This is a genomic window from Acinetobacter sp. MYb191, from assembly GCF_037572605.1.
Taxonomy (GTDB): domain Bacteria; phylum Pseudomonadota; class Gammaproteobacteria; order Pseudomonadales; family Moraxellaceae; genus Acinetobacter; species Acinetobacter johnsonii.
In genome coordinates, this window is record NZ_JBBGZP010000021.1 from 572,117 (window position 1) to 589,099 (window position 16,983).

Sequence of the window (16,983 nt, forward strand, 5' to 3'; positions counted from 1 at the left end):
GGTTTTTATATGCTAGGTATAAATGCTTTTGTTTGTGTCGACAAGCCTTTCGCGATAACTGCTTGCTCATAAATCCGCGCTTCAGCCAAAGCATAAGGATTAAAAGATTCCGTCACCAAAATCGAGGCCATATGTGCCACCACATTCATATGGCACACCACCACAATAGACTCATACGGCAAATGTGATAACCATTCCACAGCCGCTTTTGCATCATCATCTGGCTTAATAGTATTGCAAATTACAACAGGCACATCCGCAAAGTGCTGTTTAATGTGTGCCAATGTTTCTTGTGCACGCAGCAATGGGCTAACCACAAAGACATCAGGTTGTATCCGTGACTTTAAAAAGTCAGCAGTTTGCTCTGCCTGTGCATGCCCACGTTCGGTGAGTGGGCGTTTAGTGTCATTCCCCATGATCGGTGGCGCAGCTTCGCCATGACGTACCAAAGTCAGTTGCATAAAAAATCCTTATTCAAATCCTGATTATTTTAATTAATTTTTATGACAATTCAGTCATTATACCCACTTAAACGCTCATTTTATTTCGGTTTTTAAGTGACTTTAAACCTCATGATGCGGCAAAACAAACTCCACATCACTGCGGTGTCCATTTTTCATTAAGGATAATGCAATTGTCATTGGTGGCGCATTTTCAAAAATAACACTGTATAAAGCGCTAGTAATCGGCATATACACATCTAGCTCTTCAGAACGTGCTTTGACTTGTACAATGGTGTTAATGCCTTCTGCTGTTTGTCCCAATTCAGTGGTCGCCTGTTCCAAACTCTTGCCTTGCCCCAGTGCAAAACCGACTTGATAGTTGCGACTCAGTGGGCTGCTACACGTTGCAAATAAATCACCGACACCAGACAAACCTAAGAAGGTCAGTGGATTTGCCCCTAACTTCACAGCAAAACGACTCATTTCCGCCAAAGCACGAGTCAAAATCATACTCTTGGTATTTTCACCGACTTTGTATGCAGCAGCCATTCCCATCGCAACCGCATAAATGTTTTTAAGCGCACCGCCGAGTTCTACACCATGCACATCATCACTGGCGAAAACACGGAACAAGGCACTATGTAAAGCTTGCTGTACCGCATAACGCACCAAGTCAGACTGGCTTGCAATGACCGTCCCAGCTGGTTGTCCTGCCACAATTTCCGTGGCCAAGTTTGGCCCAGATAACACGCCATAAGGCACTTCTGGTAGCTCTGAGCGAATAATGTCACTCATAAAACTAAAAGTATTCGCTTCAATACCCTTGGTCAAAGACACCACTGCTTGCGAAGTAATAAACGGTTTAATTTGTTTAAGGACATCACGAAAAGAATGACTCGGAATCGCCACCAAAATAATGTCGCGATCACGAACAGCCTCTTCTATATTTGAAACTGCACGCAAACCATCTTCAAGTTTAAAATCGGGCAAATAGCGTTTATTTATGTGCGTCGCATTGATATCAGCTGCAACGGCTTCATCACGAATCCAAATCATGGTATCGCAGCCATTACGAACCGCGGTATTCGCCATGGCCGTCCCAAAACTACCGCCACCCAAAACGGTAATACGTAGTGCCGTTTTTTGATCTACTGCTACAGGTTCAACCAAATCTGAAAACTTTAACTCTGACATTATTTTTATATCCTAAAGTGGAACTATTGATTCCAATAACTTACATAATCTTGGGTTTGAATTTCGGCACGTGGCGGAATCGCTTTAACTGCCGTACCAATATATAAAATACCTGAGATCAAATCATCTGCGCTGAGGCCTAAAGCCTGTTTGAAATGCACCGATTCCACCACTGACCCACTACGCCACATACTCGAAAAGCCTTGAGCTTGTAAGGACAAAATAAAATTCTGAATAGCAGCCCCACTACTTAAAGTCTGCTCAAAATAAGGAACTTTCGGATGCGATTGAAACTTGGTCAATGCCAAAACCAGTAATGGGGCACGAAAAGGATGATTTTTAACACGCTCTAACTGTGCTGACTCAGTCTCCCCCAAATCTGCCAAGGCTTGTGACAATAACTCACCAAATGCCTCACGTTGATCTTCAGCAATTACGATAAAACGTGTCGGCTTTAAACGATGATGATCTGGTGCAGTCAATGCGGCTTGAAATGCCCGCTTTAATTGTTCTGCATTGGGAGCAGGCTCGACCAAATGGCCAATCGATTGACGTTGATGCATATTCTGGTGAACGATATCTACCGCGAGTTCCGTCATTAGGCTCTTAATCTTTCAAATTAAACAATACGTTTTAGAGTAGCACACTCTGAAAAGTTTGCTCTAGCGCTTCAGTATGAAATACTCAGTTTCGGAAAAACTAATTTTAAAATTCTGAGCACTTTTTAAACTGTTCGATAAGACTGCATTTTTCATACATTTCTTACATGATTCATCCTACAAGCTATGTTCCAATAAACAATGATTTAATAAAACATGACTGGGGTATGAAATGAAAAAGAATATCGCTATTGCTGGAGCAGCAGCACTAACACTACTTCTAAGCGCTTGCGCATCGACACCAAGCAACTCTTTAGCGATCCAAAAAGCTGACAATCAATACGAAGTTACGGGTATTGGTAAAACTGCATTGATTGCAAAAAACAACGCCATTGAAGCAGCATCTAAAACGTGTGGCTCTAAAGCAACAGCGATTGTGAGTGATGAAAAAACCGAATATCAAGGCGCTTTAAAAGGCGTGGTGAGCGATGAAACTGGAAAAATGATCCAAGCAGCCGCTTCAGTACTGGGTTCTATTTCGGGTACAAACTCAGGCATTAACCAAGACAGTGACTATCAAACAATCCTGACTTTTTCGTGTAAAGCAAAATAAAGATACCATCAAAAAAACCGCTCATCTGAGCGATTTTTTTACACCAATCACGTCAAACGATTAGCAATAGCCTTCTAAACGTGTCAGTGGTAGTTTTTGCCCAATGGCTTTTTCAATTTCAGGTAGATAGAACGCATCATCTTCAGATAAGAAACTAATACTCACACCACGTGTACCTGCACGGCCTGTACGACCAATACGGTGTACGTAGTCATCCGACTGTTCAGGTAAGGTGAAATTCACTACATGCGATACACCATCCACATGGATACCACGCCCTGCAACATCGGTTGCAATCATGATGTTATGTTGACCATTTTTAAATTGATCCAACATTTTCAAACGTTTGTCTTGTGCAATTTCACCTGATAACATTACCACCTTATAGCCATCACGCTTTAAGTTGTCATAGAGCTTACGCACTTGATCGCGACGATTTGCGAAAATCATCACTTTTTCAATGGGCTCATCACGCAGAATGTCTTGTAGCAATTTATATTTATCAGACTTTGCGACCATGTACACACGTTGTTCAACGTCTGCATTGGTCTTCTTCTCTGGTTCGATTTCAACAGTTACAGGTTCAAACAACCACTGCTGCGCAAGGTTTAAAACATCGTAACTAAATGTTGCAGAGAACATCAAAGTCTGACGTTGTTCCTTACGCGGTGAGAAACGAACAATGCGTTTGACTGAAGGAATAAAGCCCATATCCAATAAGCGATCGGCTTCATCAATTACCAAAAACTCAATCTGGTCGAGCCAAACTTCTTTTTGCTCAACAAAGTCAATTAGACGACCTGGCGTCGCCACCATAATATCGACAGGTTTTTTATCAAGTTGTGCTTTTTGTTTATCAAAGTCAACGCCGCCTAAAAGCGTCACGACATGTAAATCTGAGAATTTTGTGAGTTCTTTCGCATCGCTTTCAATTTGCAATGCAAGCTCTCGGGTCGGTGCTAAAATCAAGGCACGAGGTTCACCGCGGTAGCGCTGCTCTTGAATTGGGTTATTCAGCAAGTCGTTAATCACGCTCACCAAAAATGCCGCTGTTTTACCAGTCCCTGTTTGCGCACGACCAATTGCATCGTGTCCCGCCAAAGTGAATTTTAAAACCTTTTGCTGAATAGGCGTCATATCCTTAAAACCTAAAGCATCAATAGCTCGTTTAAGTTGAGGATGTAAATTTAAGGTTTCAAAACCTGATGACATATAAGTGCGCTCTGACGAAAAATCACGAAAGTTGATCTGTAGTATAAACAAAAACGCCCCAATTTACATTGGGGCGTTTTAAAGTACGTTCAGACAATTAGTCTAAAGGTTGTACTTCTTCAGCTTGGAAGCCTTTTTGACCTTTTACAACGCTGAATTCAACACGTTGGCCGTCACGTAGTGAACGGTGGCCGTCGCCTTGGATTGCACGGAAGTGAACGAATACATCGTCGCCGCCATTGCGTTGGATAAAGCCGAAGCCTTTAGTGTCGTTGAACCATTTAACTACGCCTTGTTCACGAGCTGTCATAAGTTAATCCTCATTGTATCTAAAAGAAGGACCACCCGGTGTTGCAAACAGCAGACCAAACAAGGTTTAAAAATATTTATTATTTCTAAGCTTGTAATCATTCTGTATAACTATTAACAAAATCCCGGTTACATCCATTTGTAAAATAGGATTTAAAACAATTTATGGTTGTGTTAAATCCCAGTACGCGACGAGCTTAACATGGGTTAAAAACAATTCATACCCTTTTTTTTGATTAATCGTCTTTTTAATTCAGCATATTTTTTAACTAGTTATTTGTAATTTTGGATATAGCGACTATAGGCCTATAACACATGAAATATTTGGGTTTTGGCACTGAATTTGCTACTATTTCTATCACCCTGAATGTTGTGAAGCCTTACTAAGCTATATGAGTGATATCGAACAAAATACCAACATTATTGATGCAATGGGGCAACCATGTCCTATGCCTCTGTTGTTGCTTAAACGCGCACTTAAGAAGAGTCCGGCGCAGCATTTTCTATTAAAATCGTCTGATCCGCACAGTCAGATCGATATCACGCGGTATTGCGAAATCCATCATTTAACTTGTGTTTTGAAACAAATTAATGAACATGAATTTCACTACTTCATTGAATCTTAATTCATTTCAACTACACTAAGTCTATTCACATTTGCATAAAAGTTTACATTTCTATACCCAATTTTCCATTATTCAGTGGAAGATTGGATTAAGATAAATTCAATTGTTGGGTAAAAATGAAATCCCTAAGGAGAACACATGAGTGACAGCAGCAATCAATTGATGCCCCTGTCATTATCGGCACCAGGTGTAAACTTGGGCGCTTATATTAGTACTGTCAACCAAATCCCGATTTTGACAGCGGAACAAGAAAAAGAGTTAGCTGAACGCTACTATTATGACCAAGACCTAGATGCCGCTAAACTTTTAGTCATGTCGCATCTGCGTTTTGTGGTTCATATTGCCCGCAGTTATGCAGGCTACGGCTTACCTCAAGGTGACCTCATTCAAGAAGGTAACTTGGGCTTAATGAAAGCCGTTAAACGCTTCGACCCAAACATGGGCGTACGCTTGGTTTCTTTTGCGGTGCACTGGATTAAAGCAGAAATTCACGAATATGTGATTCGTAACTGGCGTATTGTCAAAATTGCGACGACTAAAGCACAGCGTAAACTGTTCTTTAATTTACGTAGTCTAAAAAAATCGTCTAAAAAGCTCACTCTAAAAGAAGCTCAATCGATTGCAAATGACCTCAATGTAACACCTGAACAAGTGTTAGAAATGGAAGGTCGTTTAACTGCTTATGATGCAGCGTTTGAAGCTCAGGGCGATGATGACGATGAAGGTTCAACCCATGTTGCACCTGCGCTCTATCTTGAAGATAACCGCTACGACCCAGCGCGTTTGGCTGAAGAAGAAGATTACGAAGAACAGAGCACCAATGCTTTGCATGATGCGATGGAACAGCTTGATGACCGTTCGCGTAATATTTTACAGCGCCGTTGGTTAGATGATGAAAAATCGACGCTGCACGAACTAGCTGCTGAATATAATGTTTCGGCCGAACGTATTCGTCAGCTTGAAAAAAATGCCATGGAAAAAATTAAAGTGGCAATGTCATCAAACTAAGATGATACAGATACAGAAAAGGGCGAAATGCCCTTTTCTTTTTACCAATAAATGAGGCTTTTTGTCTTTTAACCTTTCTTCAAAATATGCTACTTTGTTGCGCACAGTGATATAAGTAAAGCATTGCATATGTGGATTGCGATTTCAGCGCTGAATTTAGCGTTTGCCGTTATATTAGGTGCCTTTGGCGCACATGGTCTCAAAGCACGTGCTACTGAAGCCCAATTGGCTTGGTGGCAAACTGCAACTGATTACTTTTTTTACCATGCGCTGGGTTTACTGGCGCTCGGCATTTTGGCCAAAGTTATTCCCCAACTTCCCATTAAAACCAGCTTTTTACTGATTCAAATCGGCATCTTCTTTTTCTGTGGTTCCCTCTATATCATGGCATTGGGCTTACCGCGTGGCCTAGGTGCGATTACCCCGATTGGTGGTGCATTGATGATTGCTGGTTGGTTGGTTCTGGCATGGAATGCCATGAAATATGCCAAGTAAACAACTAGAGATGAGCACGATGCAGATTTATTTAAACGGCGAACTACAGCACACCGAATGTAAAAACCTGCTTGAACTGGTGCAAACCTTCGCACTTGAAGGCAAACGTTTTGCTGTTGAGCAAAATGAAAACATTATTAGTAAAAGTAAATTGGAACACACTCCAATTTGTGCAATGGATCGAATTGAAATTATTCATGCCGTCGGTGGCGGTTAATACGGAGTTCACATGCAAGACAGCCCTCTCATCATTGGTTCTAGATCATTTCAATCTCGTCTACTGGTGGGCACAGGTAAATATAAGGACCTGCAAGAAACCGATTTGGCCATTCAAGCCAGTGGCGCAGAAATCGTGACGGTTGCAATTCGTCGCGTCAATATTGGTCAACACCCCGACCAACCAAACTTATTGTCCGTGGTCCCACCTGAAAAATACACCATTCTCCCGAATACAGCAGGCTGTTTTGATGCCAATAGTGCCGTGCGTACCTGTATGTTGGCGCGTGAATTATTAGACGGTCATAACTTGGTCAAGCTTGAAGTATTGGGCGATGAAAAAACGCTGTATCCAAATATTACCGAAACATTGAAAGCGGCACGTACCTTGATTGACGATGGTTTTGAAATCATGGTCTATACCTCGGATGACCCAATTGTGGCACAAGAACTTGAAAGCATGGGCTGCGTTGCCATCATGCCTTTAGGCAGTTTGATTGGCTCTGGTTTAGGGATTTTGAATCCACACACGATTTCTATTATTAAAGAAAATGCCAAAGTGCCAGTATTAGTGGATGCTGGTGTGGGAACGGCAAGCGATGCAGCCATTGCCATGGAACTCGGCTGTGATGGCGTGTTGATGAATACCGCGATTGCTGCCGCTCAACACCCGATTTTAATGGCTTCTGCAATGAAAAAAGCAGTTGAAGCGGGTCGAGAAGCGTTCCTCGCAGGTCGTATGCCTCGCAAACGTATGGCCAATGCAAGCTCACCAGAAACAGGTTATTTCTTTAAATAATCTCTTAATCTGTTTTAAGCGATAAAAAGGATTCTTCGGAGTCCTTTTTTATTTATTTCAATATAAAGTCAGTATTTTATGCTGACTTAGCTTGTAGGGACATTCCGCCATACTCTTTGATACACTCAATAATATCCATCTTCAAATATCTATAACCATATAAAAATGAGAGGAAACGATGCCCATGCAAAAATGGATCAGACCAACACTCATACTCAACACCCTATTTTTCATAACACTCACAAGCAATGCTTGGGCCAAAGTAGAGGAAAAACCGACTCTCAAAACGAGCTACCAATCTTTTGTGCCAAAAAACTGGAAGGTTTTAGAAAAAGTCCAAGGCGATTTAAACCAAGATGGTCAAGCGGACATTGCCCTGATTATTGAAGATAGCAATCCTGAACATATTGTTAAAAATGATCGCTTAGGGAGTGATGTCCTCAATATCAATGAACGAAAGCTTTTGCTTTTATTGAAGCAAACGCATGGTTATCAACTTGCGGCGACTAATACTACTTTGCCGACAGAAGGTGACATAGAGTCCCCTTGCCTCGCAGATCCACTCGGTGAGACTGAAGCGTTAAGCATTCAAAAAGGCGTGCTCAAAGTTCATCTGCACTACTGGTTAAGCTGTGGTTCGTGGTATGTGACCAATCACACGTTTACTTTCCGATACCAAGACCGTGCATTTAAGCTGATTGGTTATGATGTCGATGATTTCCACCGTGCATCAGGCGACATCACGGCGCGAAGTATTAACTTTATGACAGGTAAAGTAAAAAGTACGACAGGTGAAAATGAGTTTGCTGAAACAACACAACCTGTCAAAGTTCAATGGACAACATTAAAACAGCGCTACGCATTGAAACTCGAACAGGTTCAGTTCAATGAGCCACTGGAGTTTAAATAAACAGAGCAAAGAAAAGCGCTGTCAAACTCATATGCGTAGCTTATTGCGCTTCTAAAATACGAATTTGCACATGAGCAACTGCACCTTCGGTTGCTTGAGCATGTTGCTGCATATTGACACTCTGCATATGTGTTTCTAAATGCTGCATACTTTCCCATTTTTCATACATCATGATTGAAAACTGTACTTTGGTTTGTAATGCACTCTCAACAGCAGGATGCTCGATATGCACATCATAGAGATGGCAACCGGGCTCTTGTAATACTTGCTCACGGATGTTGTTGAATGAATCAAGAACCGTTTTAAAATCTTGCTCTGAATGACAAATAATTTCAGCAATGACAGTTAACATACTCACATCTCCCAATTAAGCAAAAACTTGCGTCAAATGCTCACGGTACTGTGCTATATAGGCTTCAACTTCAGGTGCTTTAATCACATCATTGACAATAAAAGTCGGTAAGGTTTGCATCCCTAAAAATTGATTGGCTTTGTGAAAAGGTAAATAAATCCCGTCGACCCCAACCCCATGAAAAAATTGTTCAGCGTCGTTAAATGCATCCATCGGTGCATTCCATGTCAACGACAGCATATAGTTTTTATCGTGAATCAGACCGCCTGAACCATACTTTTTTGAAGCATCTGCACGTGAGCGACCATCATTGGCATACAGACTACCGTGCCCTTCGGTAAAGACATCATCAATATACTTTTTCACAGTCCACGGTGCACCCATCCACCAACCCGGCATTTGGTAAATCACGGTGTCTGCCCACAGAAATTTCTCCACTTCAACTTTTGCATCATATTCGCTGTCGGCACGGGTCACTTGAACCTGATGTCCTAAGCCTGACAAGACCTCTTGTGCAAATTCAGTTAAGGTATCGTTTAACTGACCATTCGAGTGTGCAAAAGTTTTTGCACCGTTAATTAATAAAATATTTTTCATTGGAAGAGCCTAAAAGCCAAAATCTATGTAGGCACTATAGAGACTCTGTTCTGCGCTAAAAAGTAGTGAATTTGCAAAATATTATTGACTAAATATCAACAATAAACTTTAAAGTATAAAAAAAAGCGCCTTTCGGCGCTTCTTCAATGCATCAAAATTAAGGAATTAGACCTTCATCTCGCATTGCAATTTGTACTGACTGACGTTCAGCCACTTTATTACGGATAAAAATAATATTTTTATACGGCGATAAATCATGTTCGATGCCATTTGACCAATTGGTGAGGACAAATAAATACGCATCTGCGGGGCCAAAATTATCATCGACCAAATAGTCATGATCCGACTCACCAATTTGTTTATCGATATAACTGAGTAAACGATCAATCTCTGCATAAGCTTTTTCTTTGGCAGCTGTATCTAATGGCGCACCAAAGAAAACGGCATAAGCATCGTGCAATTCAGAGTTTAAATAACCTAACCATTCTAAAACTTTGGCACGCCCCAAACCCGATGGCGGAATAAGATCTTGTTTTGGATCATGTTGTGCTAAAAATGGCAAAATGGCTACATTTTCAGTCAGAATCAAACCTGGATTAATTTCTAAAGCGGGTACATATCCTTTTGGATTAATTTCGTAATAATCAGCACCTTTTTCTATTTTATGTGTTTTTAAATCTACTCGGACTAAATCAAAGTCAACATTAATTTCATTGAGGATAATGTGCGCCGCAAGCGAGCACGCACCCGGTGCATAATAAAGCTTCATATCTGATCCTTGTTATAACTCTATTCTCTGTTTTAAATGGCTTCTAACAAACTTTCAAGTGATCAAAACCTGTAAATTGCAAAAAAGCGTAAACGAAAAATCATTCGTTCGCCTATTGAATATTGTCTAATTCACATTTTTTTTCAAGTACAACAACACTGCAATTTGCAACAGAGTTGTTTTAACATAGCGCCCTTGACCCTAAAATGAATTTGATCTGTGATTAGCCTTAAAAAAGATGAATGGTTTTCTAACATTCGTACCGATGTTTTAGCAGGTTTAGTGGTAGGACTTGCACTGATTCCCGAATCTATTGCTTTTTCAGCAATTGCAGGTGTAGACCCTCAAGTCGGACTGTATGCCTCCTTTTGTATCGCAGTGAGCATTGCTTTTTTTGGCGGCCGTCCAGCCATGATTTCAGCAGCAACAGGCGCGATGGCACTACTCATGATCACGCTAGTCAAAGAGCATGGCCTACAGTATTTACTGGCGGCAACCATTCTCACTGGGGTCATTCAAATCATTGCGGGTTATTTTAAAGTTGCCAAACTGATGCGTTTTGTGTCGCAGTCGGTGGTGTATGGTTTTTTAAATGCGCTGGCGATTTTAATCTTCATAGCACAACTTCCAGAACTCAGCCAAATGAATCACTGGGGCTATGCATTTGTCGCACTTGGCCTAGCGGTAATTTATTTGTTTCCCTATCTGCCTAAAGTAGGGAAAAGCATTCCCTCACCACTTATTTGTATTCTTGTCCTGACCGCTTTGGCGCTGTTTTTAGGCACAGACATGCGTATGGTCAGTGACTTAGGTCATTTCCCCGATACTTTACCTATTTTTCTACTGCCTGATATTCCACTAACCCTTGAAACGCTGCAAATTGTCTTCCCTTACGCCATCACATTAGCGACCGTCGGTTTGCTTGAAAGCATGATGACCACCACAGTAGTGAATGAAGTCACAGGTACTGAAGGTGACCGTCATCAAGAATGCCGCGGACAAGGTATGGCAAATATTGTAAGCGGTTTCATGGGCGGTATGGCAGGCTGTGCCATGATTGGACAGTCTGTAATTAATGTCAGCTCAGGTGCACGTACTCGACTTTCAACCTTAGTGGCAGGTGTGTTTTTACTGTGTTTGGTGGTGTTTTTTAAAGACTGGCTGTCCTATATTCCAATGGCAGCTTTGGTTGCCATTATGATCATGGTGGCATTTACAACCTTTCAATGGGACTCGGTTAAAAACTTCTCTAAACATCCGCTACAAAGTAATGTGGTGATGCTCAGTGTCGTGATGATTGTCTTAGCCACACATAATCTTGCTTTGGGTGTCTTTGTCGGAGTTTTACTGTCCGCATTATTTTTCATCAATAAACTAGAAAGTACGGTTCATGTTCAGTCCGAACTGCATAACCATACCCGTCGCTATCTGGTGAGCGGTCAAATTTTCTTTAGCAGTTCAGAGAAATTCTTTCAGTTTTTTGACTTTAACGAACATATTCAGAAGGTTGAAATTGAACTCAGTAATGCACATATTTGGGATATGACTTCAGTCCAAATGTTAAATGCGGTAGTTGAAAAGTTTGAAGTCCACGGTGTTGTGGTCGAGGTGTTAGGCTTAAATGAAGCCAGCAGCACCCTCATTGACCGTATCAGCTCATAAAGTTGAAACCATAAACAAAATAAAAGGGCGATGACGCCCTTTTATTGTCAATAAAGCGAGTTAAGACTGATTCTTGCGACGTCTTAAACTGCCATACAATGCCAAACTAATTAATCCTAATGCAGTCCACAGCCCTGTACTTCCCGCACTGGTTTTATCATCGTTAACCACTGCATCATTTAAGTCTAAATCTACAATCACAGGATCATGGTCAGAAGAACGGTAAGCATCGTCCGCATAGAATGCAACAATTTGCTCCTCAGTTTTATATTCTTCGTTATAGTCCAGTGCAGTCGGTTCATCTGCATTGATATGCCATGCAAATGCTTTTTTCACCAATGGATAAAGTGCTGCATCAGCAATCGCATGATCTAGATTTCCTGCACCACCATAACCTTGAGTATTACTGGCTACACCAAAGACATAGCTATAAGCAGTTTTCCCCTGACCAATTTTTTCATCATTCAACAGCACTTTATAGTTGGCTTGTTCAAGCGCCAAAATTGGATCTTCTTTGGCATAACTGTTCATATCCCCCAACAGTAAGACATTCGGTTTACTTACCTGTGTTGGATTTTTCGCGACCCATTGCATTAACGCTTGGACCGCTTTAACGCGGGTTGGATTCCAGCAACCTTGACCGTCGCCCTGATCTGCCTCTATCGAAATTTTATCATCTGGACAGCTACCTTTAGATTTCAAATGGTTCGGAATAACCGTAAAAGTCTTCCCACCTGATAGAGATTGAAAGGTTTGCGCCATCGTGACTCGGTTTTTCTGACTCTGGTCATCAAAGACCGCTGCTTCATTGATTGGTTTGACGCGCTTAGCATTATAAATAATGGCAACAGCAATCGCATCGGTTCCAAGTTTGTCAGCATTCGGAGGCGTTACATATTTCCAGTCGCTTCCAAGCGCCTGAGCTAAATAAGCAACTGCGCTACGCTCGCCATAACCATTGTTGGCAATTTCCATCAGACCATAAACATCTGCATCAATCGCTTTTAATGCACTGACAATTTTCAGATGTTGCTTTTTAAACTCAGCCTCAGAACTTGCACCACGTTCCGTCGGAAAACCTTGTACCAAACCATTGTCATAATTCAGTACGTTAAATGCTGCAACACGGACTTGCTGTGTAGCCTTTGCGGGAACGCTTGCACGTAGGTTTGTCGCGTCTAAGACTTGTGGCGCTGTTGCCCCAAGCACAGGTTGAATTCGCCATTGGTTATAGCGGTATTCTAAAATGCCTTGTACATTTTGCAGTTGTGCACCTGTACGTAGGGTGTTTTTAGCACTAAAGGTCGTTGGCAACCACGGCGTTCTGTTCTGATTGTTATAGCCATCATCCAAAATGAGTTTAGAACGTAAATTCTGTTGTGCCAGTGCTTTGGCCTCGGTTGAATGGGCAGGATATAAATTGGTTGGAATATATAACCGCGCGGGGCTTAAAGCCAACTGACCATAACGCCCATAATCATAGTTTTCACTAACCGTAAGCGTTTGAGGGATATTGACCAACATGCCTTGATAGCGTTTTGGTGCATGACCTGAAGTTTCAGTCAAATTATCAAAGGGCAAATTGATCGCCATTGGTTTAACCCAATCACTTGCCGAAGGATTACAGACATTAATATCGCTACTTAAATCTTGAAGCTGTAATTGGTTCTGATAGGTTTTCAATTTGCCTTTGAAAATGACTTCCTGCCCGACTTGCCCACCGGTCACGCGACTTGAAGATGGCACATAGACAAACACCGCATTGCTGGTATTGGCTTTGGCTTGAGCATCTGGGGTTTGGACAAAGAAACCTGAAAAACCATTGTTATAACGATAATCAGCCGTGATTACGCCTTTCACTACATATTCCACATCTTGCGCGGCACTTTGCAATGCTGCAATTGGGGTAGCTGTCGTACTACAGCTCACAGTGGCTAGGGGTGGTGCCGTATTTCCAGCAAGATAACTGGAAAAGGCATCTCGATCTGACCACTTTTCCCATGCCGACGCCAAGTCAAATGGTGCGGTAACGTCAATCCCCGTACTAGAAACATTATTGCTTAATAAAGTGCGTTTAAAGCTATTTCCCTTTGCAACACCACCCCATCCAGTGCTTGGGCGTTCACCCACTGTGCCAAAGCGGTCAATCGCAACGCCATTATGATAAAGCACCAAAGCATCGTCACCATTGAAAGCTAAGTTCGCCTGTTGTTGCACCGCATCACCCAGAGCTTCTTTTAAAGCAGAATGCCCGACCAAGTAATGCCCCTTTGCCGCCAATTGACCTGTCAAATTCACTGTCAAATTTGCACTGGTCTCACCATTTGCATATTGCTTGATCTGATATTCTGCCAAGTTGACCGTCGTCGGATCTGGATTATAAATTTCCAACCCTTTCTTATTTTTGCTTCCATCTACATACTGACTCAATAACAGTTGCGCATACGCAGGAAAGGAACAACCCGCCAAAATCAGGCTCAGGCTTAATATCTGTGGCTTAAAATTCTTCATCATTTTTTATCAGTTGGTTAAATCAGCTGGCAGGTTAATTTTTATTCGTTACATCATGATTAATAAATCATGACAGTTTCTAGGCTGCGCAAACATGGTGGTGCTGAATTTAATAAATTCTGAGTAAAAAATTTGACTTGTCCTGCTCAGGACTTACAATACCGCTTTCGAATTTCTACATCTGCAAAAATTATGACGAATGATCAATTAGACCAGCAAGTCGTCGAGCTAGACAACTTAAATGAACACCGCGAAATTGTGACATTTATGCGTCGTTCATCTCCACTGAACACCTCGCAACGTACTGCGCTTGAACAATATGGTCACATGATTTTGGAATACCCTGTAGGTGACTTACGCCAGCAGTTTGAACATCCAGAACGTCCGCTCACGGTTGAAATCGGCTTTGGTATGGGACGTTCATTGGTCTTGATGGCGCAGGCCAATCCTGAACGTAACTATGTCGGGATTGAAGTGCATGTTCCGGGGATTGCGCAATGTGTGTATGAAGCTGGAATTGCAGGTTTAACCAATCTTCGTCTTTTAGATGCAGATGCCATTCAAGTATTACGTGAAATGCCAGATAACAGCATCAACGCTGTGCAACTGTACTTCCCAGACCCATGGCAGAAAAAACGTCACTTCAAACGTCGTTTTGTGTCACATGACCGTATGCCACTAGTTGAGCAAAAGCTAGAAATGGGTGGCACATTCCACGCAGCGACAGACTGGGAACCGTATGCAGAATGGATGATTGATGTACTCGACAACCGTCCAAATCTTGAAAATATGGCAGGTAAAGGCAATAGCTACCCACGTCCAGACTGGCGCCCACAAACTAAATTTGAACGTCGTGGACTAGAAGAAGGTCATAAGATCAACGACTTCTTATTTAAGAAAATTAAATAAATTTTATATCTTCAAAAAATAGGGCTTAGTGCCCTATTTTTTATGCTTAAAATGTTAGAACACATGCCTAATTTCAACCGTTGGATCATGTTCATCCAAGCGTTTTGCTAAAATATGTAAACGACGTGTCGGCACTGCTGGAAACAAATGATGCTCCACATGATAAAACATGTTATAGGTCACGACCCGTTTAAACTCATTACGCACTGTACGCGCCATATACACATGATCTTCTGTATCATGATGTACCGTCCACACCGCAAAAAACGCCGTCATACATTGCCCAATTAACATGGCACTGACATGGTATTTTAAAATACTGATATCCAAGATCACAAAAACCAAAAACAATACAATGACGTTGGCAACCAGTTCAGCAGACATCCATTTTTTCTGGGTTTTAGTCCCAACCTCAAAGGCTTTTTTATGCAACATCCATGGAAAAACAGGGCCAAAAAGTAAGGCTTTCCACCACTTCATGGTTGCACTTTTCGCTTCAATATCCTCTTCTTGCATACAGTGCTGATGGTGGCGGAGGTGATTAATTTGTACTGCATGCATCGAACCGAGCATGATGATGCTCAAAACAAACATGACCCAATGGGTCGCAGGTCGGCTAATCCCTAAGGCAAAATGAAAGGCGTTATGCACCTGTCTGAGCCCTGTTAAGAAAAACATAAATGAGCAAAACAGCGCCAAGACATACCACTGTAAGCTTGCAAAAATGAAAGAAACGATCAACCACGGTAAAGAGATAAATAACTCACTGATCACATCGGTATGGCCTAGCTGAACGAGATCTTTCCACTGCACTTGTTCTAATAATGAATATGAACGCATATACCCTCTATTTGTATTTATTTTAAGCAACACTGTACCGAATCTTAGGGCATAAAAAAAGCCACGTTTTCAGTGGCTTTGCTTGTTCTTGTGACTCGCTTTTTTGTTTATTATTTTAAATGTCAACTGTGACGTTGACTGATCTGCTGACTCATTAGGGCATACACTTCAGCTAGATCTGCTCTTTGAGCTTGCGCAAGCATCTGTTGATGCATCTGTAAAATATTCTGATCTTGACGCATCGCAGGGCCAGTTTGCATCTGCTTCGGATCATTCTGTGTGGCTTTCTGCGCAGTTTCTAAGATCAAGGGTTTCAGCAGAATAAAATCGACCTGCTCTGCATCCACCACTTGTTTTGCCATGTCATAACAATAATTACTAAAATTACAGGCAAAAACGGCCGCTAAATGCAAACTTAGACGCTGCGCAGAGCTGTAGCTATACACGCGTTGGCTCAGGCTTTCTGCCAGTGTATGTAGTCTTTGAAGATCCGTATTTTCAGTGGCTTCTACAAACAACGGTGTATTTGACCAATCAATTTCACGTTCTAAACTAAAGGTCTGTAAGGGATAAAAAACCCCAGCACGTGCATGTTTCGTGGACAAAACTGAAAGCGCTGTACTCCCCGAAGTATGTACAATCAACACATTCGGCAGATATTCAGTCAATGCCGAAATCACGCTTGGAATAGACTGATCACTTACTGCAATCATCACCAAATCCACATCAGCATTTAACTGCTTAAAATGACTGACCGCCTTTGCATGTACGACTTGCGCTAAATCCGCAGCTTTGTCGAAGCTTCGGCTATAAATATTGATGATTTCATGCTGAGACATCAGGGCTTTGGCCAAATGATGAGCCACCCGCCCCGCTCCAATTAAACTGATCCGCATCTTCATTTCACTATTTTAAAGTG

The 16,983-nt window shown here is 41.8% G+C and carries 20 protein-coding genes; 9 read left to right on the plus strand and 11 right to left on the minus strand.

All coding sequences use genetic code 11. From position 1 onward, the window contains the following. Positions 1-5: 5 nt before the first annotated feature. The 3 genes from WH214_RS16455 to WH214_RS16465 all read right to left on the minus strand — a co-directional run bounded on the left by WH214_RS16455 (position 6) and on the right by WH214_RS16465 (position 2,236). On the minus strand, positions 6-461 hold the full coding sequence (locus WH214_RS16455) for a phosphoglycerate mutase family protein (protein ID WP_339422471.1): 456 nt from the start codon (positions 459-461) through the stop codon (positions 6-8). A gap of 102 nt (positions 462-563) precedes the next feature. Next, entirely contained in the window at positions 564-1,637 is a 1,074-nt protein-coding gene (locus WH214_RS16460; RefSeq protein WP_339422470.1) for an NAD(P)H-dependent glycerol-3-phosphate dehydrogenase, read from the minus strand. Positions 1,638-1,660: 23 nt separating this feature from the next. Next, positions 1,661-2,236 (minus strand): nitroreductase family protein, encoded by a 576-nt coding sequence (locus WH214_RS16465; protein ID WP_339422469.1) that lies wholly within the window; start codon positions 2,234-2,236, stop codon positions 1,661-1,663. 232 nt (positions 2,237-2,468) lie between these two features. Here WH214_RS16465 and WH214_RS16470 point away from each other — a divergent pair, with 232 nt between their 5' ends. Then, positions 2,469-2,849 carry a hypothetical protein gene (locus WH214_RS16470; protein WP_339422468.1) on the plus strand — a complete coding sequence of 127 codons (381 nt, stop codon included), beginning with the start codon at positions 2,469-2,471 and terminating at the stop codon, positions 2,847-2,849. A gap of 60 nt (positions 2,850-2,909) precedes the next feature. On the opposite strand, the gene rhlB is transcribed toward WH214_RS16470, so the two are convergent. Together rhlB and WH214_RS16480 are read right to left on the minus strand one after the other, a co-directional pair. Further along, positions 2,910-4,061, minus strand: coding sequence for an ATP-dependent RNA helicase RhlB (rhlB, locus tag WH214_RS16475; protein WP_005400612.1), 1,152 nt, complete (start codon positions 4,059-4,061; stop codon positions 2,910-2,912). A 97-nt stretch (positions 4,062-4,158) separates the two neighbouring features. Then, the gene (locus WH214_RS16480) at positions 4,159-4,371 is read right to left on the minus strand and encodes a cold-shock protein (RefSeq protein WP_004648643.1); all 213 of its coding nucleotides are present in this window, start codon (positions 4,369-4,371) and stop codon (positions 4,159-4,161) included. A gap of 391 nt (positions 4,372-4,762) precedes the next feature. On the opposite strand from WH214_RS16480, the gene WH214_RS16485 reads away from it, so the two are divergent. The 6 genes from WH214_RS16485 to WH214_RS16510 all read left to right on the plus strand — a co-directional run bounded on the left by WH214_RS16485 (position 4,763) and on the right by WH214_RS16510 (position 8,424). After that, positions 4,763-4,996: a sulfurtransferase TusA family protein gene (locus WH214_RS16485; RefSeq protein WP_004696251.1), complete on the plus strand. Its 234-nt coding sequence runs from the start codon at positions 4,763-4,765 to the stop codon at positions 4,994-4,996. A 138-nt stretch (positions 4,997-5,134) separates the two neighbouring features. Then, positions 5,135-6,004, plus strand: a complete 870-nt coding sequence (gene rpoH, locus WH214_RS16490) for an RNA polymerase sigma factor RpoH (protein WP_004982243.1) — start codon at positions 5,135-5,137, stop codon at positions 6,002-6,004. Positions 6,005-6,133: 129 nt separating this feature from the next. Then, a complete protein-coding gene (locus tag WH214_RS16495) occupies positions 6,134-6,499 on the plus strand; it encodes a DUF423 domain-containing protein (protein WP_286406526.1) in 366 nt (121 codons plus the stop codon). A 19-nt stretch (positions 6,500-6,518) separates the two neighbouring features. Next, positions 6,519-6,716 carry a sulfur carrier protein ThiS gene (thiS, locus tag WH214_RS16500; protein WP_004696245.1) on the plus strand — a complete coding sequence of 66 codons (198 nt, stop codon included), beginning with the start codon at positions 6,519-6,521 and terminating at the stop codon, positions 6,714-6,716. A gap of 12 nt (positions 6,717-6,728) precedes the next feature. Continuing rightward, positions 6,729-7,514 carry a thiazole synthase gene (locus tag WH214_RS16505; protein ID WP_005400610.1) on the plus strand — a complete coding sequence of 262 codons (786 nt, stop codon included), beginning with the start codon at positions 6,729-6,731 and terminating at the stop codon, positions 7,512-7,514. 184 nt (positions 7,515-7,698) lie between these two features. Further along, positions 7,699-8,424 (plus strand): hypothetical protein, encoded by a 726-nt coding sequence (locus tag WH214_RS16510; protein WP_339422467.1) that lies wholly within the window; start codon positions 7,699-7,701, stop codon positions 8,422-8,424. A gap of 40 nt (positions 8,425-8,464) precedes the next feature. On the opposite strand, the gene WH214_RS16515 is transcribed toward WH214_RS16510, so the two are convergent. The 3 genes from WH214_RS16515 to WH214_RS16525 form a co-directional block, all read right to left on the minus strand. Then, positions 8,465-8,776 (minus strand): putative quinol monooxygenase, encoded by a 312-nt coding sequence (locus WH214_RS16515; RefSeq protein WP_339422466.1) that lies wholly within the window; start codon positions 8,774-8,776, stop codon positions 8,465-8,467. A gap of 15 nt (positions 8,777-8,791) precedes the next feature. Further along, positions 8,792-9,373 (minus strand): NAD(P)H-dependent oxidoreductase, encoded by a 582-nt coding sequence (locus WH214_RS16520; RefSeq protein ID WP_339422465.1) that lies wholly within the window; start codon positions 9,371-9,373, stop codon positions 8,792-8,794. 157 nt (positions 9,374-9,530) lie between these two features. After that, complete coding sequence (locus WH214_RS16525; RefSeq protein ID WP_339422464.1) at positions 9,531-10,142, minus strand: glutathione binding-like protein; 612 nt, start codon at positions 10,140-10,142, stop codon at positions 9,531-9,533. 219 nt (positions 10,143-10,361) lie between these two features. Here WH214_RS16525 and WH214_RS16530 point away from each other — a divergent pair, with 219 nt between their 5' ends. Then, positions 10,362-11,804: a SulP family inorganic anion transporter gene (locus WH214_RS16530; RefSeq protein ID WP_339422463.1), complete on the plus strand. Its 1,443-nt coding sequence runs from the start codon at positions 10,362-10,364 to the stop codon at positions 11,802-11,804. A gap of 60 nt (positions 11,805-11,864) precedes the next feature. Here WH214_RS16530 and WH214_RS16535 read toward each other — a convergent pair whose 3' ends face one another. Continuing rightward, positions 11,865-14,315, minus strand: a complete 2,451-nt coding sequence (locus tag WH214_RS16535; protein WP_339422983.1) for an ExeM/NucH family extracellular endonuclease — start codon at positions 14,313-14,315, stop codon at positions 11,865-11,867. Positions 14,316-14,507: 192 nt separating this feature from the next. Between WH214_RS16535 and trmB the strand changes: the two genes are divergently transcribed. Further along, entirely contained in the window at positions 14,508-15,224 is a 717-nt protein-coding gene (gene trmB, locus WH214_RS16540; protein ID WP_005400603.1) for a tRNA (guanosine(46)-N7)-methyltransferase TrmB, read from the plus strand. A 54-nt stretch (positions 15,225-15,278) separates the two neighbouring features. On the opposite strand, the gene WH214_RS16545 is transcribed toward trmB, so the two are convergent. Further along, a complete protein-coding gene (locus WH214_RS16545; RefSeq protein ID WP_339422462.1) occupies positions 15,279-16,064 on the minus strand; it encodes a fatty acid desaturase family protein in 786 nt (261 codons plus the stop codon). 122 nt (positions 16,065-16,186) lie between these two features. Continuing rightward, positions 16,187-16,960 (minus strand): Rossmann-like and DUF2520 domain-containing protein, encoded by a 774-nt coding sequence (locus tag WH214_RS16550; protein WP_339993778.1) that lies wholly within the window; start codon positions 16,958-16,960, stop codon positions 16,187-16,189. Between the last annotated feature and the right edge of the window lie 23 nt (positions 16,961-16,983).

Bases quoted from the DNA above. Each gene is read 5' to 3' on its own strand.
- WH214_RS16455 (WP_339422471.1), bottom strand. From the start codon at position 461: ATGCAACTGACTTTGGTACGTCATGGCGAAGCTGCGCCACCGATCATG.
- WH214_RS16460 (WP_339422470.1), bottom strand. From the start codon at position 1,637: ATGTCAGAGTTAAAGTTTTCAGATTTGGTTGAACCTGTAGCAGTAGAT.
- WH214_RS16465 (WP_339422469.1), bottom strand. From the start codon at position 2,236: ATGACGGAACTCGCGGTAGATATCGTTCACCAGAATATGCATCAACGT.
- WH214_RS16470 (WP_339422468.1), top strand. From the start codon at position 2,469: ATGAAAAAGAATATCGCTATTGCTGGAGCAGCAGCACTAACACTACTT.
- rhlB (WP_005400612.1), bottom strand. From the start codon at position 4,061: ATGTCATCAGGTTTTGAAACCTTAAATTTACATCCTCAACTTAAACGA.
- WH214_RS16480 (WP_004648643.1), bottom strand. From the start codon at position 4,371: ATGACAGCTCGTGAACAAGGCGTAGTTAAATGGTTCAACGACACTAAA.
- WH214_RS16485 (WP_004696251.1), top strand. From the start codon at position 4,763: ATGAGTGATATCGAACAAAATACCAACATTATTGATGCAATGGGGCAA.
- rpoH (WP_004982243.1), top strand. From the start codon at position 5,135: ATGAGTGACAGCAGCAATCAATTGATGCCCCTGTCATTATCGGCACCA.
- WH214_RS16495 (WP_286406526.1), top strand. From the start codon at position 6,134: ATGTGGATTGCGATTTCAGCGCTGAATTTAGCGTTTGCCGTTATATTA.
- thiS (WP_004696245.1), top strand. From the start codon at position 6,519: ATGCAGATTTATTTAAACGGCGAACTACAGCACACCGAATGTAAAAAC.
- WH214_RS16505 (WP_005400610.1), top strand. From the start codon at position 6,729: ATGCAAGACAGCCCTCTCATCATTGGTTCTAGATCATTTCAATCTCGT.
- WH214_RS16510 (WP_339422467.1), top strand. From the start codon at position 7,699: ATGCAAAAATGGATCAGACCAACACTCATACTCAACACCCTATTTTTC.
- WH214_RS16515 (WP_339422466.1), bottom strand. From the start codon at position 8,776: ATGTTAACTGTCATTGCTGAAATTATTTGTCATTCAGAGCAAGATTTT.
- WH214_RS16520 (WP_339422465.1), bottom strand. From the start codon at position 9,373: ATGAAAAATATTTTATTAATTAACGGTGCAAAAACTTTTGCACACTCG.
- WH214_RS16525 (WP_339422464.1), bottom strand. From the start codon at position 10,142: ATGAAGCTTTATTATGCACCGGGTGCGTGCTCGCTTGCGGCGCACATT.
- WH214_RS16535 (WP_339422983.1), bottom strand. From the start codon at position 14,315: ATGAAGAATTTTAAGCCACAGATATTAAGCCTGAGCCTGATTTTGGCG.
- trmB (WP_005400603.1), top strand. From the start codon at position 14,508: ATGACGAATGATCAATTAGACCAGCAAGTCGTCGAGCTAGACAACTTA.
- WH214_RS16545 (WP_339422462.1), bottom strand. From the start codon at position 16,064: ATGCGTTCATATTCATTATTAGAACAAGTGCAGTGGAAAGATCTCGTT.
- WH214_RS16550 (WP_339993778.1), bottom strand. From the start codon at position 16,960: ATGCGGATCAGTTTAATTGGAGCGGGGCGGGTGGCTCATCATTTGGCC.